The organism is Enterobacter sp. 2VL (assembly GCF_005503595.1).
GTDB lineage: Bacteria > Pseudomonadota > Gammaproteobacteria > Enterobacterales > Enterobacteriaceae > Enterobacter > Enterobacter cancerogenus.
Map to the genome: position 1 here is coordinate 354519 of NZ_SCNE01000001.1, position 21155 is coordinate 375673.

At 53.0% G+C, this 21155-nt stretch carries 21 protein-coding genes; 8 read left to right on the top strand and 13 right to left on the bottom strand.

Going from position 1 to position 21155, the window contains the following annotated elements:
- Positions 1-140: 140 nt before the first annotated feature.
- Both FFS28_RS01665 and FFS28_RS01670 read left to right on the top strand, forming a co-directional pair.
- On the top strand, positions 141-2321 hold the full coding sequence (locus FFS28_RS01665; protein ID WP_137848574.1) for a type I secretion system permease/ATPase: 2181 nt from the start codon (positions 141-143) through the stop codon (positions 2319-2321).
- A complete protein-coding gene (locus FFS28_RS01670; protein WP_137848575.1) occupies positions 2318-3493 on the top strand; it encodes an HlyD family type I secretion periplasmic adaptor subunit in 1176 nt (391 codons plus the stop codon). Before FFS28_RS01665 ends, FFS28_RS01670 begins: the two co-directional genes overlap by 4 nt.
- Positions 3494-3529: 36 nt before the next feature.
- Here FFS28_RS01670 and FFS28_RS01675 read toward each other — a convergent pair whose 3' ends face one another.
- Positions 3530-4414, bottom strand: coding sequence for a MarR family transcriptional regulator (locus tag FFS28_RS01675; RefSeq protein ID WP_137848576.1), 885 nt, complete (start codon positions 4412-4414; stop codon positions 3530-3532).
- A 326-nt stretch (positions 4415-4740) separates the two neighbouring features.
- On the opposite strand from FFS28_RS01675, the gene FFS28_RS01680 reads away from it, so the two are divergent.
- On the top strand, positions 4741-6204 hold the full coding sequence (locus FFS28_RS01680; protein ID WP_137848577.1) for an EAL domain-containing protein: 1464 nt from the start codon (positions 4741-4743) through the stop codon (positions 6202-6204).
- Positions 6205-6285: 81 nt separating this feature from the next.
- Here the strand turns inward: FFS28_RS01680 and FFS28_RS01685 are convergent, their stop codons facing one another.
- From FFS28_RS01685 to ycgZ, 3 genes are all read right to left on the bottom strand, one after another.
- The gene (locus FFS28_RS01685; protein ID WP_137848578.1) at positions 6286-6564 is read right to left on the bottom strand and encodes a biofilm development regulator YmgB/AriR family protein; all 279 of its coding nucleotides are present in this window, start codon (positions 6562-6564) and stop codon (positions 6286-6288) included.
- A 24-nt stretch (positions 6565-6588) separates the two neighbouring features.
- Positions 6589-6888 (bottom strand): hypothetical protein, encoded by a 300-nt coding sequence (locus FFS28_RS01690; RefSeq protein WP_006175163.1) that lies wholly within the window; start codon positions 6886-6888, stop codon positions 6589-6591.
- A gap of 121 nt (positions 6889-7009) precedes the next feature.
- Complete coding sequence (gene ycgZ, locus FFS28_RS21770) at positions 7010-7252, bottom strand: regulatory protein YcgZ (RefSeq protein WP_006175164.1); 243 nt, start codon at positions 7250-7252, stop codon at positions 7010-7012.
- A 180-nt stretch (positions 7253-7432) separates the two neighbouring features.
- On the opposite strand from ycgZ, the gene FFS28_RS01700 reads away from it, so the two are divergent.
- Positions 7433-7636, top strand: coding sequence for a hypothetical protein (locus tag FFS28_RS01700; RefSeq protein ID WP_137848579.1), 204 nt, complete (start codon positions 7433-7435; stop codon positions 7634-7636).
- A 41-nt stretch (positions 7637-7677) separates the two neighbouring features.
- Here the strand turns inward: FFS28_RS01700 and FFS28_RS01705 are convergent, their stop codons facing one another.
- The 3 genes from FFS28_RS01705 to FFS28_RS01715 form a co-directional block, all read right to left on the bottom strand.
- Positions 7678-7950, bottom strand: coding sequence for a CsbD family protein (locus FFS28_RS01705; protein WP_006175168.1), 273 nt, complete (start codon positions 7948-7950; stop codon positions 7678-7680).
- Positions 7951-8329: 379 nt separating this feature from the next.
- Complete coding sequence (locus FFS28_RS01710) at positions 8330-8809, bottom strand: DUF2778 domain-containing protein (protein WP_137848580.1); 480 nt, start codon at positions 8807-8809, stop codon at positions 8330-8332.
- Complete coding sequence (locus tag FFS28_RS01715) at positions 8806-9288, bottom strand: Hcp family type VI secretion system effector (protein ID WP_137848581.1); 483 nt, start codon at positions 9286-9288, stop codon at positions 8806-8808. The genes FFS28_RS01710 and FFS28_RS01715 overlap by 4 nt, the downstream gene beginning before the upstream one ends.
- A gap of 231 nt (positions 9289-9519) precedes the next feature.
- On the opposite strand from FFS28_RS01715, the gene FFS28_RS01720 reads away from it, so the two are divergent.
- Positions 9520-10059 (top strand): hypothetical protein, encoded by a 540-nt coding sequence (locus FFS28_RS01720; protein WP_137848582.1) that lies wholly within the window; start codon positions 9520-9522, stop codon positions 10057-10059.
- A 295-nt stretch (positions 10060-10354) separates the two neighbouring features.
- Here FFS28_RS01720 and FFS28_RS01725 read toward each other — a convergent pair whose 3' ends face one another.
- Together FFS28_RS01725 and FFS28_RS01730 are read right to left on the bottom strand one after the other, a co-directional pair.
- Positions 10355-10831: a DUF2778 domain-containing protein gene (locus FFS28_RS01725; RefSeq protein ID WP_137848583.1), complete on the bottom strand. Its 477-nt coding sequence runs from the start codon at positions 10829-10831 to the stop codon at positions 10355-10357.
- The gene (locus tag FFS28_RS01730; RefSeq protein ID WP_137848584.1) at positions 10828-11310 is read right to left on the bottom strand and encodes an Hcp family type VI secretion system effector; all 483 of its coding nucleotides are present in this window, start codon (positions 11308-11310) and stop codon (positions 10828-10830) included. Before FFS28_RS01730 ends, FFS28_RS01725 begins: the two co-directional genes overlap by 4 nt.
- Before the next feature lie 235 nt (positions 11311-11545).
- Here FFS28_RS01730 and FFS28_RS01735 point away from each other — a divergent pair, with 235 nt between their 5' ends.
- From FFS28_RS01735 to FFS28_RS01745, 3 genes are all read left to right on the top strand, one after another.
- A complete protein-coding gene (locus FFS28_RS01735; RefSeq protein WP_006175178.1) occupies positions 11546-11821 on the top strand; it encodes a metal/formaldehyde-sensitive transcriptional repressor in 276 nt (91 codons plus the stop codon).
- Between the two features lie 33 nt (positions 11822-11854).
- Positions 11855-12973 carry an S-(hydroxymethyl)glutathione dehydrogenase/class III alcohol dehydrogenase gene (locus tag FFS28_RS01740; protein WP_137848585.1) on the top strand — a complete coding sequence of 373 codons (1119 nt, stop codon included), beginning with the start codon at positions 11855-11857 and terminating at the stop codon, positions 12971-12973.
- Positions 12974-13132: 159 nt separating this feature from the next.
- Positions 13133-14824, top strand: coding sequence for a methyl-accepting chemotaxis protein (locus FFS28_RS01745; RefSeq protein WP_137848586.1), 1692 nt, complete (start codon positions 13133-13135; stop codon positions 14822-14824).
- A gap of 85 nt (positions 14825-14909) precedes the next feature.
- On the opposite strand, the gene FFS28_RS01750 is transcribed toward FFS28_RS01745, so the two are convergent.
- From FFS28_RS01750 to FFS28_RS01765, 4 genes are all read right to left on the bottom strand, one after another.
- A complete protein-coding gene (locus FFS28_RS01750; RefSeq protein ID WP_137848587.1) occupies positions 14910-17294 on the bottom strand; it encodes a glucose/quinate/shikimate family membrane-bound PQQ-dependent dehydrogenase in 2385 nt (794 codons plus the stop codon).
- 285 nt (positions 17295-17579) lie between these two features.
- Positions 17580-18503, bottom strand: a complete 924-nt coding sequence (locus FFS28_RS01755; protein WP_137848588.1) for a LysR substrate-binding domain-containing protein — start codon at positions 18501-18503, stop codon at positions 17580-17582.
- A gap of 152 nt (positions 18504-18655) precedes the next feature.
- Complete coding sequence (cydB, locus tag FFS28_RS01760; protein WP_137848589.1) at positions 18656-19666, bottom strand: cytochrome d ubiquinol oxidase subunit II; 1011 nt, start codon at positions 19664-19666, stop codon at positions 18656-18658.
- Entirely contained in the window at positions 19666-21069 is a 1404-nt protein-coding gene (locus tag FFS28_RS01765; protein ID WP_137848590.1) for a cytochrome ubiquinol oxidase subunit I, read from the bottom strand. Before FFS28_RS01765 ends, cydB begins: the two co-directional genes overlap by 1 nt.
- Between the last annotated feature and the right edge of the window lie 86 nt (positions 21070-21155).

Consider the following 21155-nt stretch of genomic DNA (forward strand, 5'->3'; position numbering starts at 1 on the left):
CGGGGAGCGATCCCCGCCGCGCGTTGCGTGCAGTTAAACCGATTATTTTGCCGGCTCGTTTAACAAGTGTTCGAATTTTAATCATTCCGTAAAGGTATCATTTCGGTGCGAAATCACCGCACTGGACAGGACGTAGCATTATGAAGACTCATCCGCAGTACGAACCCTGGTTGCAGGGCATGCTTATCATCGCGAAACACTATCGGCTTGATTTCTCGGCGGAGCATGTTCGGGTCACGATTAACCATGAGAGCCACTCTCCACGCCAACTGGTGCTGGAAGAGATGGCGCGTCAGCTCGGGCTGGGGATGCGTATAGTGGCGGCAGAGACGGCGTCACTCGATCCGTGGCGTCTGCCGATGCTGGCCGAGTTCACAGGCGGACAGATTGCGGTCATTAACCGTATGGACAGCGAAGGGAACGTGAGCCTGCAGTTTAGCGGCGACGGTGGTCTGGAGACCACGCTGACGCGTGACGCGCTGGGAACGCGTTTAAAAGCGCTCCTGGTGTTGCGCCCACTGGAGTCCACCCCGGATGCCCGCGTCGATGATTACATTAAACCCTACGAGAAAAACTGGTTCTGGCAGCTGGCGCTGAAAGACTGGCGGCGCTACAGCGATATCATGCTGGTCGCGCTGGTGGCTAACGTGCTGGCGCTGTCCGGGATGATTTTCTCGATGCAGGTGTATGACCGCGTGGTGCCGTCGCAGTCGGAAGCGACGCTGTGGGTGCTGTTTGGCGGCGTGATGGTGGCCATTCTGTTCGAGTTCATCATGCGCATGCTGCGGGTCCACATTTCCGATGTCATCGGTAAGCGCGCCGACCTGCGCATCTCCGAGCGCGTGTTTGCCCATGCGTTGCGGATCAAAAACGGCGCGCGCTCAAAATCCACCGGCTCGTTTATCGCGCAGATCCGCGAGCTGGAGTCGGTGCGTGAGCTGATTACCTCAACCACCATTGCGGCGATCTCCGATCTGCCGTTCTTCCTGCTGTTTGTTTTCATTCTGTGGATGATTGGCGGCCCGCTGGTGCTGGTGGTGCTGCTCGCCGTGCCGCTGCTGCTGATCCCCGGCCTGCTGGTACAGCGTCCGCTGGGGAAACTCTCCAGCGAGGGGATGCGTGAATCCGCTATCCGCAACGCAACGCTGGTTGAAGCGGTGCAGGGCATCGAAGACATCAAGCTGATGCGGGCGGAACAGCGTTTCCAGAATCAGTGGAATAACACCAACGACGTCGCGGCAAGCGTCGGCATGAAGCAGCGCTGGCTGACGGGCCTACTGCTGACCTGGACCCAGGAAGTGCAGTCCATCGTCTATGCCGTGGTTCTGCTGGTGGGCTGTTATCTGGTGATCGCGGGCGACATGACCACCGGTGCGCTGGTGGGGACCTCTATTCTGGCCTCGCGCACCATTGCGCCGTTATCGCAGATCTCAGGTGTGCTGTCACGCTGGCAGTCGGCAAAAGTGGCGCGCAAGGGGCTGGATGAACTGATGCAGCGCCCGATTGACGACCCGCAGCAGGGCAAAAAGGTGCACAAGGCGCATCTGCGCGGCGACTATGCGCTCAACGATGTCGGGTTCTGGTACGACGACGAAGAGAAACTTACGGTGCTGAGCATCAGCAAATTGACGATCCGCGCCGGGGAGCGCATCGCGGTGCTGGGGCGTAACGGTTCGGGCAAGAGCACGCTGCTGCAGGTGCTGGCGGGGATGCAGGAGCCTCAGCAGGGCAGCATCCTGCTGGATGACATTGCGCTAAACCACCTTGATCCGGCCGACGTGCGCCGGGATATGCAGCTGCTGAGCCAGCAGGCGCGGCTGTTCTTTGGCTCCATACGCGACAACATTGTGATGGGCAACCCGCTGGCGACCGATGATGAGATCCATCAGGCGCTGGTGAACAGCGGCGCGCTGGAGTTTGTCCGCAAGCAGAAGATGGGGCTGAACTACATCATCAACGAGGGGGGCGCTGGCTTATCGGGCGGTCAGCGTCAGGCACTGCTGCTGGCGCGCGCGCTCATTACCTCGCCGAATATTTTGCTGCTGGATGAACCTACCGCCTGGCTGGATGAGATGAGCGAGAAGCACGTTATCCAGCATCTTCATCAGTGGCTGGGCAAACGTCGTACGCTGGTGGTGGCTACCCACCGACTGCCGATTCTGGAGCTGGTGGACCGTATTATCGTGCTGGAAAACGGCAAGATTGTGATGGACGGCCCTCGCGATGCCATCCTGCGTCAGCATGGAATGGCGGCGCAAAAAACGCCGCAGCGTACCGTCGCCCTGAAACCCGCACCGGTGGCTGAGGAGGGCGTAGCATGAATGATTTAACGCGTTATAACAGCCGTCTGAAAGAGCCGCGCCTGCCGCGCTCAACGCTGGTGGCATGGTCGCTGTTTGCGCTGCTGGCGGCGTTCATCATCTGGGCGAGTCTGTTCCAGCTGGATGAAGTGACCACCGGTAGCGGCAAAGTGATCCCGTCCTCCCACGAGCAGGTGATTCAGTCGCTCGAGGGGGGGATTATCCATAGCCTGCTGGTGCGCGAGGGTGATATCGTCGAGCGCGGTCAGCAGCTGGCGCAGCTGGACCGCACCAAAACCGAATCCAGCGTGCTGGAAAGTGAATCCCGGCTGAATGCCGCGCTGGCCACCGCCGCGCGTCTTAATGCCGAGGTAAACAACACGGCGCTGGTGTTCCCGGATGAGCTGGACGATGACGTTGAACTGGTAAAACAGGAAACGGCACTGTATCAGTCGCGCCGAGAGAGCCTGGATAAAGGGTTAGCCGGCCTGCGTCAGGGGGCTGAGCTTGTGCAGCGCGAACTGGCCTTAACCCGCCCGCTGGTGACCCAGGGCGCAGCCAGTAAGGTAGAAGTGTTGCGTCTTGAGCGTCAGAAGAATGAGCTTGAGAGCAAAATCACCGAGATGAAAAACCAGTATTACGTCCGCGCCCGCGAGGAGCTTTCAAAGGCTAACGCGGAAATAGAAGCGCAACGTTCGGTGATGAAAGGGCGCGAGGATTCTCTGACGCGCCTGACCTTTAACGCGCCGGTCCGGGGGATTGTTAAAGATATCGACGTGACCACGGTGGGCGGCGTCATTCCACCCAACGGTAAACTGATGAGCCTGGTGCCGCTTGACGACCAGATGGTGATTGAGGCGAAAATCTCTCCGCGCGACGTGGCGTTTATCCATCCGGGACAGAAGGCGCTGGTAAAAATTACCGCCTATGACTACTCCATCTATGGCGGGCTGGAAGGTGAGGTGACGATGATTTCGCCGGACACGCTGCAGGATGAAGTGAAAAGGGATGTGTATTACTACCGCGTTTATATCCGCACCGACAGTAATCATCTGACCAACAAACAGGGCAAGGCATTTCCGGTTTTCCCCGGCATGATCGCCACCGTCGATATCAAAACGGGAAGCAAAACGATTATGGATTATCTGCTGAAACCGTTGAACAAAGCGAAAGAGGCGTTGCGGGAAAGATAAAAATGCTGGCGTTCGGGAGACCGGACGCCAGTCAGTTTATACGGTTGTTGTTATGATGTGTGCAGTACGTCGTTCTTTTGGGACAATATTAATGTAGTGTGTGACATAGGCAAAATATAACGCGGCATAATTTTCGACCAGTTCAATAAATGCCGGGTATATCGCCATCCGCCCGTCACCCCGATCTTTCAAATATCCCATTTCTTGCGCTGCCTTGATAATGCGGGTCACATGAATACGTGATACAAAAAACTCTTTTGCAAGCGTTGCAGGTGAATACTCAATGATTGCGCCGTGTGCGGTTTTGTTTTTGACGGCCTGTAAATACAGATACAGCATAATCATGCGTCCGCCGTCTTTATCAATAAACAGTCCGACTTCAGGCAAGATCTTCCTGAAGGTTAAACCCCGAAAAAGATATTCCGCCGCCCGGCGGAAGAAATTATTCCGCGAAACGTCATGATCCAGTAAGTTGACATCAATGTTAAACGCTGGGTACAGAATACTGACGGGCACAAATGCGCCGGACATATAACGTTTGAGTTCCTCCAGTCCTTTTTGCGTGGGGGCAATATTGGTTTTGCGTCGATCTTCGGTGCAGCGCCAGGTTTTGATTCGCCCGGTCGTTCGAAGCAGAGTGATTATCGCAATAACGCTGTTAGGACTGGCAATTTTATAACGGGAACATAACTCTTTTATCTCTGAAACCGACTCGGCCTGATTGCCAAAGATGAAACAACACATCGAGAGAATAATATTGAATCGGGATTCCTGAAGCATGGTTTTGTAAAACAAGGGTTGCTTTTTATAGATGGCATCGTTGATGGTGTAGTGCTCGCGTATTGCCTCGCTAAATCGGGGGTTATTCTTGATGACATCCCTTCGATGTAGCAAGGCCCTGGATGAGATATGATTATCCATAGCATTTTCTCTTTATTTGAACGAACCGATTAAATGAAGGATCCAGTCTTCTTTTCGGAATTTTATTATACCCCGACATAAGAATATTTACCGTCGTTATTTGAAAAGAAAGATATATTTATTGCGCTTATGGATACGGAAGATGATTAACCCAAAGATGTTCAGGCCAGATCGCAGGATAACAGTATATTAACCATCGCGCGTGCTGTAAGATAAATATATGCACCAGGTTAAATCATTGTTGTTATTTTCTATCCTCAGTTCCGTATTTCTCTCAGAATCGTCTTCTGTCAGAAAGGATCGCCTTTTTGTCTTCAGGAGCAACCATGGCCCATCAAAATACGTTCGACGTTTCTGCCAGCCTTGAGCAAAAATTCGTTATCTCAGCCTGCAGTTTCACCTATCAAGGATATAGCCTGTTTCTAAAAGAGCAGGGGATTATGGCTTCGCAAATACGATTTAATGGGGAAACAATTGCCCAGAGTGATATTAAGAATATCGTTATAAATCAGTGTGCTGAGATATCGGTCTTTCTTGATCATGATGTGGTTAACTTACTGGATACGCTCAAGAAATTGGCCACGCTCCTCAATTCGCTGCCGGTGATCCGCACGGTGACGCTCTACGGCCAGATACCCGATAGCTGGCTGTATCGGACACTGGAAAATATGGTTGATAATAAAAATACGCTCTCTATGGTGCGCGTGGCTACGCTCATTGATGTGATCAACTCTGTTAAAACAAGTGATGGCCTGCGCCAGACGCGTTCGCAATTATTAAGTAAAAAATCGTTTTACTGTGAATATAAAGGCACAATGAAAGGATTAACCCGGCGCGAGCTTGACGTGTTACTGAATTTCTACCGCGGAATTTCCATAAAAGTCCAGTGTGAGAATTTGGGGCTGTCGAACAAAACGCTTTACACTCACCGAAAGGAAGGGGTAAGGAAATTACACCTGATAAAACCCTGGTTAAGCGACCGTAATTTGTTCAGAATGGAAGAGAGTACCCACAAGGATATGCAGGGAGAGGGGCTTTCATCGCGCGAAGTGGAAATCTTCAATGCGTTACTGAGACGGGAAATATTCCCGGTGTATCAAATTATCACCGATCGCTTTAAAAAAGGGGTGGGCTTTGAAATTTTGTTACGCTGGAACAATAACGGTAAAGTCTTAAAGCCAACCGAGTTTATGACAGACATTTCCAGCGTGGAAATATGGCTAAAAATCACCGCGCTGGTGATCCACGCGGCTGTCTCCGGTATCAATAAATACAATGGTAAATTCTATTTTTCGGTGAATATTCCGCCGCAACTGGCTTCAGGTAATGCCTTGCCGGGCATGGCAAAAAAAGCGACGGGAATGCTGTTACAACCGCAGTGGGCGTCAAAACTCGTGTTTGAGTTTGCTGAAACCATTGATGTCACAAAAGATAAAGCAATCCCGGAAACCATGCAGCGTATACGCAATACCGGCTGCAGATTATTCCTCGACGATTGTTTTTCGGATCACCATGTGATGTTTCCGGTTCGCCAGGTGCATTTTGACGGGTTGAAACTGGATCGCGATATCGTCGAGCAGTTTGTCGCCAATGATAATGACTATAATCTGATCAAAACCATTCAGTTTTACAGCGATATAACCGGAAGCGAATGTGTTGCAGAAGGCGTGGACAGCGAGGAGAAATTTGAAAAACTTGTCGCGTTAGGACTGAAAAGCTTCCAGGGATATTATCTCTCGCGGGCGGTGAAAGAGGATGAATTAGATCGTATGGTGAGATTATTTAGCTAAGGCAAAAGTGGCTGGCGGGCAGCAGGGCGCAATTTTCCCTCGCTGCCCACCCGCACAAATTCAGAGTTTTTACATCAGGCGTTAAATATCGTCTCGCGTGAAACCTACCACAATTTCCAGCGTATTACGGATTACATCGCAGGCTTCAGGCTCTTTCGTAATTTCCAGGGCGTGAACCAGCTGTAAGATAATCTCTTTATTTGAAAGGTTATCCCCGCAAAGCATAATGCACCGAATGGCCGATCCTAACACTTCAGCCTCATCAGAAAGATGCTTTCCCGCGTTAAGAAAATGCTCGGCCAGTCCTTTATCATGCAGTGCTTCGAAATTATAGGCTTGCTGTATAATTGCTTTGCTCATGGTAGTCACCGTGTTGGTCGTAAATTAGTGTTTTTTGTCGGGCGCAAGAAGCGTGTCTTTTTTAAAAAGTGAACGAATTCGACCAACGTCATAATCCCCGATCACTCTTCCACGATCTTTCGAAACGCCAGTTATGCGCTGACGCACTTCATCTTCAGCGGCAATCAATGCATTTTTGCGTTCATCATTTGACTCAACATTCGCCATCGCAAGGAGCCGATTAGCGAGAGATGCAAAGGTGATAGGCCCGTTTTCCTTGAGGATGGTTAACACGGCCTCGCCAATTAAATCATCTTTAAGTCGTTCAAATTTAGTTCTATGCATAACGTCTATCTCACTCTGCTACGGCCTTGACGCCGTAACATTGGGTTAGTTATCGCGTACTGATAAATACAATCTCTGTCTCAGCGTAACCAACGTAGTCACTTCACAATCAAAATTCAGGTTAGCGCTCAAAGAAGAGGGCGATGAGACCGTTGTAATGTGCCTTTTCGTGCTCACAGGATGACTCTTCAATGCGTCGCAGAAGCTTTGTACAAATTGTCATTCTGCTCAGTTGTACGTTTTCTTTGATAATTTCACTGACGATCAACCCGAGCGTCTCCTGCTTGGTTGGTATGTTGTTTTTGTTAAAATACAACGTGATAGCGTGTTCTGTTGTCGAAGGCACTGAGTTGCGACGCATCATTTTCCACCGTTATCAAACATTTTCGTAACATCGATGTGATTGAATCTATACCATCCTGATAAATCTGTACAGAGAAAATGTACAACTTTTTCATTTTTGCGAAGAATATATTCTCCTGCTTAAGCACATATTTTCAGATTCTCTGCAATACTTTTTCCATACCAAAAAGGAGGGTATTCCATGCAAGACGGTTACTACTGGATAAAGTTCAGGGGCATCGTGCAGAAAGCCCGCTACTCTGACATTCCTGCCACGGATGTGGAGAAGGGCGAGCAGACGAGGGGCGTCTGGCACTTAATGGGAGAGGATATAGAAGTGTGTTCTTCGGCGGAGGCCGTTGTTTTGTCAGAACTTCTTGGGGGGCCAGGAGCAGATATTTATTGAACGCTAACGCAGCAAAAGAAAAGGCCCCGTGGGGCCTGATATTATTTACGGCCCAGCAGAAGGCCAAGCACCACACCTACTGCACCCGCGGCGATTAAGCCTGACAGTGGGTTATTTCTGACCGCTTCCGTCACATCCGAAACGGCATCGCTGGCCTGTGCAGCATACTTCTTCGCAGCACCTTTGACCTGGTGCTTTGGTGAATCAACGAAATCGCCAAACTGCTCCTGCGCAGAGCCTGCCAGTTCATCAAGTTTGTTTTTCGCTTTGTCACCCGCGTAGTCGGCATTCTTATCAGCATTAAAATCAGACATTGTTTCCCTCCTTTTGTAGATAGTTTAAGGATAGACCCAGTTTCAGAATTTATGTGCTTTAACCTTAAAAGTGATGCGTTTGGAGGCCTTTTTAGGATATGTCTCCCTGTTGGGTAGCCTGGGTGCGGCTGACAACTGTTAAATTATTTTTGTTTATATAATGCACGGAGGTAAATCAGTAACGCATTGATGAAAAAGGATAAAATGAATAAAATAGTGGTGTAATTGTCGTTCCAGTCCAGCTCTGTGACAAAGCCGAAATTTCTGGTGTACAGGTGATAAAGAAGCACGTCAGGAAGGAAGTAGCAAAGAAGTGTATATATCACGAACAACATCATTGTTTCGGCAATCCACCTCAGGGCATGTTTTTTTGCGCTCATCAGTATACCTGTATCGTGCCCAGAGCTTTTAATTGTGGTGTGACCATCATTGCTCCTGAAGAAAGTAATGCATGCATTAGAAGCATATAGTGAGCGTGATTCGGTAACGTTATGCATCCATTACTGATTCCCGATTGTCCCGCAGGATGCAGTCGAAATGAACCTCGCTTAACTTTATCTATAAAGGTTATGTCATCAATATGTTCATCATCACGATACAGAGCAAACCAGTAATCACGATTTGAACCGCTTTCTAGCTCCTTCACTAAATCTTTACAGTGTGACTTGATGCCTCCACGGGGTCGAGTGACGATATGATACAGCCCCGGCGGTAAGGGTCCCACCTCCGGTGTTGCAACAGCTGCAGGGTTATTTCTGTTCTCCCCGGCATTACCTGAATAAGCTGGGAAAAAACCTATCCCCGGGCAACTTAATGTTGAAAGTTGACCGCCGTTTAAATGAAATGTGCAGCGAATCATCTGTCTTTCCACTCGTCAGAAAAAAAGATGTTACCGTCGCAGTGTTTCCAGGTGATCTTTTCGTATCGTAGCGCGATGCTTTCAAGATGATTGTGCTTTTCCGTTACCGGATTTTTAACGTCGTGCATCAACGGACAAATCGACACGACCTTGACGTTTTCCAGCAACATATTGAAGTATTCTACCTCCTGGCCTGCATCGTTGATCTTGTACCATTTAAACTCGGCAGCTTTGAGTGTCTGTCCTGTCGCGACAGCCTTGTAGAGGTAGGGGCTGGAACTATCGAATTCCTTTTCAAAGACAAGTGCACTGTGCACTCGGGTACCAGTAATTTTGCCGGTATTATTGTCCGTTGGCAGGTGCAAACCATGCCCAAAACCGAGCACTTCAATACTCCCTTCACGATCTTTCACATCCACCGCGCCTTTTATGTGCGCGCCGCCGTCGTCCTTCAACCACAGGTATGCTGGTATTGCCATTGCTAAACTCCTTTTAAGTAGACATTTCGAATATCTAATAAATACCTCTTTCCCCAATGCAGTTAGACAAAAAATGTCATTTAAGATATTGATAAATAAGTATGTTGTTAGAGTTGTGGCGAATGATTTTTTTGAAGGACCTCATGACTGCTGCCCCGACAGCCTCAAAACAAGAGTGTATATCTAACGGCATTTAAAACTGATCAGGCTCAACCTGGCATCATGGAGGAGATGGAAGTAATACTCGAAGAGACAAAAAAAGCTGCAGCGGCATCATTGATCCCTGAATTTGAGGCGCCCGGTTTTATCGGATTTTTTTCTGTCTATACAAATTCATCTTCAATTCGATTTAACCCTGGCGATGAAGTTGCAGCGAGCCAACTTTCATATAGCGCTATCAATGATCCCGCCGCGTTTATGATTCAGTCATCAACTCATCATGCAGGCGGTACGTGGCGTTGTCTGGGCTTTGCGGGCTATCAGGGCCAGTCAGTAGGGAAAGCAGTAATGCCATTTCAACGTGTAGATACACTCCCGCCGCAGCCTGTCAAGAAGCTTAGAGGCTTGAGAACGGGGGTCAGAAACTGCACCTATTCAGCACCAGACGAATCCATGATTGACTGTGAGGTTTTCATGGGGGGTAGGTGGCGACCATTTACAGTATGTGCATCTGATAACACGGAATGGGGGAAAGATATTTTCAGTAATGCGCTATCAGGTTTCTACGGGACTGTTACCGAGTTCTCTGATCCTGTTTCAGGTAGCGATTAACGCTAACGATCTTAATTCTGACAAAAAACCCGCCGAGGCGGGTTGTGGAGATGTCAATATTTCCTCTTAGCAGAAGCTACGAAAAATATCAGCAAAGTGTTTATCAGCACTGACACAGCGAGAATACCGAACAGCACTATGTCACTCCAGTTCGTTTCCGTTATGAACCCCACTTTGTCGCTGTAGACATCAAACAAATATTCAAAGGGGAAGGCGATGTAAATTACAGAGAAGATAGTCAGAAACGATATGAACTGAATCAGCCATAATCCTGCCTGTTTCGCGGGCGTCATCATCAGTACACCTGTATCGTGCCATAGGCAAACAAAGAAGCAGTTACGAGCATTTTGGGCATACTCAATAGCGCGTCTCTTAGGATGTGAAAGTGTGCGGGCGATGGTAGAGTAATACAACCGTTGCTGATTCCGGCCCAACCTGCTGGGTGAAGCCGAAAGTTCCCCCTCGCAACCTCATCAATAAATGTGACGTCATCAATACTCTTATCGTCGCGGTACAGCGCGAACCAGGTGGAATGATCTGACAACGTATATTTTGTGGCGAAATAATCTTTAACGTGGGTACCAATGCTTCGCGGTCTGTCCACAATGTAATATTTACCTGGTGGTACCGGCCCGATGTTCTTCACAGCGACTGAATCTGGATTATTCCTGTGTTGTCCTGCATTGCCTGAATAAGCCGGGAAAAACCCTATACCTGGGCAGCTCAGATTCGATAACTGGCCGCCATTCAGATGAAAAGTGCAGCGAATCATCTGTCTTTCCACTCGTCAGAAAAAATGATGTTGCCGTCGCAATGTTTCCAGGTGATCTTCTCGTAGCGCAGCGCGATGCTTTCAAGATGGTTATGCTTTTCCATTGCCGGATTTTTAACGTCATGCATCAGCGGGCATATCGAGACGACTTTGACGTTCTCAAGCAGCATATTGAAGTATTCCACCTCCTGGCCTGCATCGTTGATCTTGTACCACTTAAATTCCGCAGATTTTAGCGTCTGCCCGGTGGCTACCGCTTTGTACAAGTATGGGCTGGCGCTGTCGAACTCCTTTTCGAATACCAGTGCGCTATGCACGCGAGTACCCGTGATTTTTCCCGTCATGCTATCGGTTGGCAGGTGCATACCATGACCAAACCCTACAACCTCGATAGAACCTTCTCGGTACCTTACATCTACCGAGCCTTTAATATCCGCGCCACCGTCGTCCTTCAACCACAGGTATGCTGGTATTGCCATTGCTAAACTCCTTTTAAGTAGACATTTCGGATATCTAATAAATACCTCTTTCCCCAATGCAGTTAGACAAAAAATGTCATGTAAAATATTGATAAATAAGAATGTTATTAGGGTTGTGGCGAATGACTTTTTTGAAGGACCTCATGACAGTTGCCCCAAAAGCCTCAAAACAGGGATGTTTACATGAAGTCCATAAGCGAGTTACTATACCCCCCTATAGTATATAGGAGGGCGTATGCCGCATTCACCTGCTGACAAAAAACGTATCCTTACTCGCGTACGCCGCATCCGGGGCCAGGTCGATGCCCTCGAGCGTGCGCTTGAGTCCGGCGAACCCTGTCTGGCCATTCTGCAGCAAATTGCCGCCGTGCGCGGTGCGGCGAATGGCCTGATGGGCGAAATGGTCGAAATTCACCTCAAAGATGAGCTGGTCACGGGTGAGACAACCCCGGACCAGCGGGCAGTTCGGATGGCCGAAGTCGGCCATTTGCTGCGCTCTTATCTAAAATAAACCCACAGACCTCACTACAAGGGAAGAGACACTATGAAATCTCGCGCAGCTGTTGCATTCGGTCCAGGCCAGCCGTTGAAAATCGTTGAAATTGATGTCGCGCCGCCGAAAAAAGGCGAAGTGCTGATCAAAATTACCCACACCGGCGTGTGTCATACCGACGCCTTTACCCTGTCGGGTGAGGATCCGGAGGGCGTGTTCCCGGCGGTGCTCGGCCACGAAGGCGGCGGCGTGGTGGTTGAAGTAGGCGAGGGCGTAACCAGCCTGAAACCCGGCGACCACGTTATTCCGCTGTACACCGCCGAGTGCGGCGAGTGTAAGTTCTGTAAATCCGGCAAAACCAACCTGTGCCAGGCCGTTCGTGCGACCCAGGGCAAAGGCCTGATGCCGGACGGCACCACCCGCTTCTCGTACAACGGCGAGCCTATCTACCACTACATGGGCACCAGCACCTTCAGCGAATACACCGTGTGCGCGGAGATCTCGCTGGCCAAGGTTAACCCGCAGGCACCGCTGGATAAAGTGTGTCTGCTGGGCTGCGGCGTGACGACCGGTATCGGCGCGGTACACAACACTGCGAAAGTGAAAGAGGGCGATACCGTTGCGGTATTCGGTCTGGGCGGAATTGGCCTTGCGGTTATCCAGGGCGCGGTTCAGGCGAAAGCCGGGCGTATCATCGCGGTAGACACCAACCCGGAGAAATTCAAACTCGCGGGCGAGATGGGCGCGACTGATTTCGTGAACCCGAATGATGACGCAAGGCCGGTTCAGGAGGTGATTGTTGAGCTGACCGACGGTGGCGTTGACTTCAGCTTCGAGTGTATCGGCAACGTCAACGTGATGCGTGCTGCGCTTGAATGCTGCCACAAAGGCTGGGGCGAAAGCATCATCATCGGCGTCGCGGGTGCGGGGCAGGAGATCAAAACCCGTCCGTTCCAGCTGGTCACGGGCCGCGTATGGCGCGGATCGGCGTTCGGTGGTGTGAAAGGCCGTACTCAGCTGCCGGGCATGGTAGAAGATGCGATGGCTGGCAAAATCCAGCTCGATCCGTTCATTACCCACCGTTTACCGCTGGATCAGATCAACGAAGCGTTCGATCTGATGCATCAGGGTAAGTCCATTCGTACCGTCATACATTTCGGCGACAACTAATTATTCTGCCAGCGGTTTTTGCCGCTGGCCTTTCCTGCATATTCTTCTCTAAAGTGTGACCTGGCTGGCGCTTTTAGCCATAAGCAAATTCCCCGCCGTGCCGATGACTATTTTACAGGCGTGTTTATACGCATCTTACCTATAAGAGAGTCGACGGTCATGGACAACACAACATCGATGCAGGCGCAGCAGCGGCTGGGCTTCTTGCATCATATCCGGCTGGTTCCGCTGTTTTCCTCCATTCTCGGTGGCATTATTCTTCTGTTCGCCCTGAGCGCAGGGCTGGCAGGGTATTTCCTGCTAAAAGCCGATACCGATCAGCAGGATGTTACATCCGAAATTCAGGTACGTATGGGGCTGTCGAACAGCTCGAACCATCTGCGTACCGCCCGTATCAATATGATCCACGCCGGTGCGGCGAGCCGTATCGCGGAAATGGACGCGATGAAAGAGAACATCGCCGAGGCGGAAAAACGCATTAAGCAGTCGCAGGAGGGGTTCACCGCCTATATGAACCGTCCGGTCCGTACCCCTGCGGATGAAGCCCTGGACAGCGATCTGAAAACCCGCTTCGATGCCTATATCGCTGGTCTTCAGCCGATGCTCAAATATGCCAAAAACGGCATGTTTGAAGCCATCATCAATCACGAAAATGAGAGTGCCCGTCCGCTGGATGATGCCTATAACGACGTGCTGTTAAAGGCGATCAAGATCCGTACCGATCGCGCTAACGCCCTCTCCACGCAGGCGCATACCCGCACCCAGCTGGGGCTGATGTTTATGGTCGGGGCTTTTGCATTAGCCCTGGTGCTCACGGTGATGACTTTTGTGGTGCTGCGCCGTACCGTGATCAACCCGCTCCAGCGCGCGGCTACGCGCATCGAGAATATCGCGAAGGGCGATTTGACGATGCCGGACGAGGCGACGGGCCGCAGCGAGATTGGCCGTCTGACGCGGGACCTGCAGACAATGCAACATTCGCTGGTGACCACGGTAGGGACCGTGCGCCAGGGAGCGGAGGAGATCTACCGCGGCACGAGTGAGATTTCCGCCGGTAATACCGATCTGTCATCGCGTACCGAACAGCAGGCCGCCGCCATTGAGCAGACCGCGGCCAGCATGGAGCAGCTGACGGCAACCGTGAAGCAAAACGCCGATAACGCTCACCATGCCAGCAAGCTGGCGGAGGATGCGTCCGGTAAAGCCAGCCGGGGTGGACAGATGGTCTCCGGGGTGGTGAAAACGATGGGCAACATCTCCACCAGTTCGAAGAAAATTTCTGAAATCACTGCCGTCATCAACAGCATTGCATTCCAGACCAATATCCTTGCGCTCAACGCCGCAGTAGAGGCGGCGCGTGCCGGGGAACAAGGGCGTGGATTTGCAGTGGTGGCAAGCGAAGTACGTACCCTGGCGAGCCGCAGTGCCAACGCCGCGAAAGAGATTGAAAGCCTGATCAACGAGTCCGTTTCACTGATTGACCAGGGCTCTGGCGAGGTGGTAGCAGCGGGTAACACCATGAATGAGATTGTTGAAGCGGTGAAACGCGTCACCGATATCATGCTTGAAATTGCTGCCGCGTCGGATGAACAGAGTCGCGGTATCGTTCAGGTAAGCCAGGCTATCTCTGAAATGGACAAAGTGACCCAGCAGAACGCCTCGCTGGTGGAAGAAGCCTCAGCGGCGGCGGCATCTCTGGAAGAACAGGGCGCGCGTCTGACCGAGGCAGTAGGGGCATTTCGTTTGAGCGGCGCGAAGCAGGGCCGCGCGGTGACGGCTGCACCGGTGGCGCAGAACGTACCGTTGCGCCAGGCGGCAACGATTTCCGGGGATAACTGGGAGACGTTCTGAGTCGCGGAGTGTGTCGGGTGGCGCTTCGCTTACCTACAACATCTGACCTACAAAAAAAGGGACCTTTCGGTCCCTTTTTCATTGTTTACTTCTTATCCGGTAACGCATAGGCGATAACGTAATCACCGCGATCCGGTGACTGGCGCGCGCCGCCTGCGTTGATGATGATGTACTGTTTACCGGTTTTCGGCGAAACGTAGGTCATCGGGCCGGACTGACTGCCCACCGGCAGACGGTCTTTCCAGATCTCTTTCCCGGTTGCGGTATCAAACGCGCGCAGGTAGAAGTCCTGGGTACCGGCAAAGAACAGCAGGCCGGACTGCGTGGAGAGTGATGCCCCAAGCGTAGGCATACCGATCGGGATAGGCATATGCATGCGGATCCCCAGCGGACCGGTGTCTTCGACCGTACCGACCGGAACCTGCCACACCAGCTTGCCGGATTTCAGGTCAACGGCTGACATGGTGCCAAACGGCGGTTTCTGACACGGAATGCCCAGCGGCGACAGGAAACGTTCGCGCATTGCGCCGAACGGCGTGCCGTCCATCGGGACAATCCCCATTTCGATACCGCTGGCGTCTTTCGCCACGTTAGCGCGAGGAACCATGTAGTTCGCCAGCCCCAGACGCATGTCGTTAACGAACATCAGGCCATTGTTCGGGTCAACCGACACGCTGCCCCAGTTCATCCCGCCAAGAGAGCCAGGGAATTGCAGAGAGCGGTCCAGACCCGGCGGAGTAAAGACGCCCTGGTGGCGCATCTCTTTAAACTGAATACGGCACAGCAGCAGGTCAACCGGTGTTGCGCCCCACATGTCGGATTCGGTCAGCGTCTGGTTGCCGATCATCGGCATGCCAACGGAATAGGGCTGAGTAGGCGAATAGCGCTCACCCTCAACGTTACCCGCAGGCACAGGGCGTTCTTCAACTTTCGCCACCGGCTTGCCGGTTTCGCGGTTGAGCATAAAGATCATGCCCTGCTTGCTGGTCTGGACCAGTACCGGCGTGGTGCCGCCTTTACCATCCGGCAGATCGTACAGCAGCGGCTGGGAAGGCAGGTCGAAATCCCACAGGTCGTGGTGCGTGGTCTGGAAATGCCAGCGAACCTGGCCGGTGGTGGCGTCCACGGCGACAATCGACGAACTGTACTTGTCATCCAGCGCGGTACGTTCACCCGCCCAGAAATCTGGCGTTGCGTTACCCGTCGGCAGATAAATCAGGTTCAGTCTGGCGTCGTAGGACATGGCAGACCAGACGTTCGGGGTACCGCGCGTGTAGGTCTGGCCTTCTGGCGGCTCACCGGTCAATGCAGGGTTGCCCGGATCCCAGGCCCACGCCAGTTTACCGGTATGAACGTCGTAGGCACGTACCACGCCCGGCGGTTCACCCGTGGAGAAGTTATCCGCCACGCGTCCGCCGACCACGACCACGTTACCCGCGACCAAAGGCGTCGAGGTTTGCTGGTAATAGCCGGGTTTAATTTCACCCATGCCGACGCTCAGGTCGACAGTGCCATGGTCGCCAAAGTCGTCACAAACCTTGCCGTTGTCGGCGTTGATGGCAATCAGACGGGCATCGGTGGTAGGCAGGAACAGGCGACGCGGGCAGGCCGCAGGCTGAGTTTCTGCTTGTGACGTTGTCACGCTTGAGCGATCTTCAAAATAGCCCAGCCCGCGGCAGCGCTGCCAGTTCGGGGCCGTCGCTTTTGAGTCGTAACGCCATTTCTCTTTGCCGGAGTCAACATCCAGCGCCAGCACTTTGCTGTACGGCGTACACACGTACAGCGTGTCGCCTACCTGCAGCGGGGTGTTCTGATCTTCTGCACCTGAGCCGTTGCTTTGAGGGATGTCGCCGGTATGGGCCACCCAGGCCACTTTCAGCTCGTTGATGTTTTGCTTATTGATCTGGTCGAGTGCGGCAAAACGGTCACCGTGGGTGGTGTTTCCCCAGTGTTCCCAGTTCGTCTGCTGCTCGCCGGGTGCCACCGGTTTTACCGGTACCGGTTCGTTGGCCGCGACCAGCGTTTGCGGTTTAAACATCCAGCCGAGGCTTACCAGCATAACAACAGCCAGCACCGCCGCAACGCCAAAGGCAGGCGCTTTGTTCACCGGCGTGCCGTGCTGTGCTGCGCGCAGATAAGGCCAGACGATGGCACAGAGAAACGCCAGCACCGCAAAGGTGAACAGGCGTGAAAACAGCGGCCAGAAATCCCAGCCTGCATCGCTCACTGCCCAGAACAGCGACGCAATAAACGCCAGGCCGTAGAGCACGATCCCGATGGTGCGATTGGTGAATATCAGGATGGCAGCAATCACCATCACGATGCCCATGATCAGGAAGTACCAACTTCCGCCCACGGTGGCGAGCTTTAAGCCCAGCCCGCCGACAGCCAGACCGATGAGCACCATCAGTCCGGCAAGAAGCCACTGCAGAATACGAGGTACTCCGCGTGGCGCGTTGCCAAATGCCATTTCTGTCTCCTTAAATACACCCGTCCTGTCAGGCCTGCATGGTGTCTGTACCAAATGGGTAATTAATATTGAGGTTAAGCAGGTTTTAACGTTTATAGCGGGGCTATAAGCGGCTGAATACACCTTTTATAAATGATATGTGAACCATTTGGTGAATTCGTGGCTATGATAAATCTGTTAAATTGTTTTACGCAATTGTTAATGAATAATTTCGCATTTATTGATTAGCGCAGAGAAGCAACCCGTCATCACGACGGGTTATGCAGGCGGGAGAAAAAGGGGTAATTACACCGGCATGGATTTACGAATTGCGCTCAGCAGGGTTTGCGCGCCCGCAGAGAGCGGAACGTCCACGCGGGTCAGAATGCCGATAGGTTCGCCCGCGCCGGGAGAGGTGACCGGCAGCGCAATCAGCGTGCCGCGGCGTAAATCGTCTTTGACCGCCCCTGACGGGACAAACCAGACATAGTCGTAATCGACGGTAAGTTGGCGCGAAAGGGAGGCCGACAGCGTTTCGATGCAGCCCGAGGGCAGCGAGCAGCCCTGCATCTGCAACATGGTTTCGGCATTCTGACGCGGGACCGTGCCCTGCGGCGACACCACCACCGGCCACTCCATAACCCGGCTCAGGGTGACGGTGTCCTGCAAGAGTGGATGATTTGGCCGCACCACCAGCTTGAGGGATTCGAGAAACAGCAGCTCATAGTTCAGGCCGCTCATCAGCTCGGGGTCGGACATTCTGCCGATACCCAGATCCAGTTCGCCGGATTTCAGCCCCGCGAGCAGCATGGTGTTGTTCATAGTGGCGACCTGAAGCGTGGTGTGCCGTTGCTGCCGGTGAAACTGACCAATAACCGGCGGCAAAATTCCCAGCGCCGCCGTGGGCAGCGCGCCTATACGCACGACCTCGGTGGCTTGTTCATCTTTGCGGTTTAGCGCCTGGCCTGCGGTGTTAAGGGCATCAAGCACTTTCACGGCGTGCGTGAGAAACTGCTCGCCCACGATCGTCAGCTGCGCCCCGAGACGGCCGCGATCGAACAGGCGCGTTCCGGTGAGCTGCTCGAGTTCGTTCAGCGTTTTTGAGAGTGCAGGTTGACTGAGATTAAGGGTTTCAGCCGCACGCCCCAGCGTTCCCTGTTGAGCGACGGCCACAAATGTATGTAAATGGCGCAAGCGTATGCGCTGACTGAACAGACCATTTTTTTCCATAGGCGATGTTTAAAACAGAGCGATGCCGCTGACAAGCGATGTTGTTTAATTTTGATAACTTCATAGCAAAATATTATTAACATTCGATCTGTTTGAGTTACAAGCGCTTTTTGGTCCGGGCGGGCTGGCGCGCCGCCCTGACCCTGGATTTATCAGTGGTAACCTTCGGTATCAGACACTTTGCCGCGGAAAACGTAGTAGCTCCAGGCGGTGTACACAAGGATCACCGGAATGATTAACAGCGTGCCGACCAGCATAAACAGCTGGCTGGAAGGCGGGGCTGCGGCTTCCCACAGGGTAATGCGCGGAGGAATGATATGCGGCCACAGGCTGATGCCCAGCCCGCTGAACCCGAGGAAGATCAGCCCAAGGGTCAGCAGAAACGGGCGGGCGTGGCTGTGCGGGTTGTGAGTCATCCGCCAGATCCACAGGCTCAGCACGCCAACCAGCAGCGGAACCGGGAGGAACCAGAAAAAGTTTGGCAGCGTGAACCAGCGCTCGGCCACGTACTGCCAGCCAAGCGGCGTCCAGATACTTACCACGGCAATCACCGCAATCAGTGCCAGCAATACCCGGCGGGTAAGATAGCGCATGCGGGTCTGCAGTTCACCTTCGCTTTTCATAATAAGCCAGGTGGTGGCGAGCAGGGTGTAAGCGACCATAAGACCCAGGCCGCAGAACAGGTTGAACGGGGTGAACCAGTCGAGCGCGGAGCCAGCGAAACGTCGGCCTTCTACGTCGAAGCCGTTGATCATCGCCCCCACGACAATCCCCTGGCTGAAGGTGGCAAGCAGCGAGCCGCCAGCAAAGGCATAGTCCCAGAATTTGCGGTGCGACGGCGTGGCCTTAAAGCGAAATTCGAACGCCACCCCGCGAAAAATCAGGCCAATCAGCATAGCGGTCAGGGGAATGGTCAGGGCATCGATGATGACCGCATAGGCCAGCGGAAAGGCGCCGAACAGCCCCGCGCCGCCCAGCACCAGCCAGGTTTCATTTCCATCCCACACCGGGGCTACGCTGTTAACCATCACATCGCGTTCTTTGGCGTCGCCGACAAAATTAAACAGCAGGCCAATGCCCAGGTCGAAACCGTCCATGATGATGTACATCAGCGTGGCAAAAACGATGATCGCGATCCAGATGACAGAGATATCAACGCCCATCAGGGTCTCTCCTGTTCAGAAACCGACTCGGCGGCAGACAGCGGACGGGCAGGGGTGCCCGAGGTATTCGATGTCAGCGTGCTGGCAGGTTGCGGGCCTTTCTTGATCAGCCTGACGAGATAGACATAGCCCACGCCAAAGACCGAACAGTAGACCAGGATAAAGGCCAACAGACTGATGCTCATTTGCAGCGTGCTATGCAGCGATACCGCGTCAATGGTGCGCAGATAACCATAGACCACCCACGGCTGACGGCCCACCTCGGTGGTGACCCAGCCCGCCAGCAGCGCGACCAGCCCGGCAGGCCCCATAAAGAGGGCGAACCAGTGAAACAGACGGGAGTGGTAAAGCCGGTTGCGATAGCGTAGCCAGACGCTGATCGCCCCAAGCGCAATCATCAGCAGCCCCATGCCAACCATAATGCGGAATGACCAGAAGACGATAAGCGAGTTTGGACGCTCGTCTTTGGGGAACTCTTTCAGGGCGGGAACCTGTTTATCGAGGCTGTGCGTCAGGATCAAACTGCCCAGGGCAGGAATTTCCAGCCCGTATTTGGTGCGCTCCTCATCCATATCCGGCACGCCGAACAGCAGCAGCGGGGTCGCTTCACCCGGGCGGTTCTCCCAGTGGCCTTCGATAGCAGCAATTTTCGCGGGCTGATGTTCCAGCGTGTTCAGACCATGCATATCCCCGACCACGGCCTGAATGGGCGCAACCAGCAGCGCCATCCACATCGCCATGGAGAACATTTTACGTATGGCGGGCGTATCGTTTCCGCGCAGCAGATGCCAGGCCCCGGAAGCGCCGACAAACAATGCGCTGCACAAGAACGCGGCAATCGACATGTGGATAAGACGATACGGGAAAGAGGGGTTAAAAATGATAGCCAACCAGTCCTGCGGGATCACCTGGCCATTTTCGATGGTGAACCCCTGCGGGGTGTGCATCCAGCTGTTAGACGCAAGGATCCAGAAGGTGGACATCAATGTACCCAGCGCCACCATGCAGGTGGCAAAGAAGTGCAGGCCGGGGCCGACTTTGTTCCACCCAAACAGCATCACGCCAAGGAAACCGGCCTCCAGGAAGAAGGCGGTAAGCACTTCGTAGGTCAGTAACGGACCGGTGATACTCCCGGCGAACTGCGAGAAGCCGCTCCAGTTGGTGCCGAACTGGTATGCCATGACCAGCCCGGAGACGACGCCCATGCCGAAGTTAACCGCGAATATTTTGAGCCAGAAATGGTACAGCGATCGCCAGACGTCGTTTTTGGTACGCAGCCACATGCCTTCAAGTACCACGAGATAGCTGGCAAGCCCAATGGTGATCGCCGGAAAGAGAATATGAAAGGAGACGGTAAAAGCGAACTGAATCCTGGCCAGATGAAAGGCGTCGAGTTCGAACATGGTTCCTACCTCTGGAACGAATGGCCTCTGGAACGGATGGTGCACTGGCGCTGCCAGACAGCGTTCAACTGTCTGGCATGCTTCTG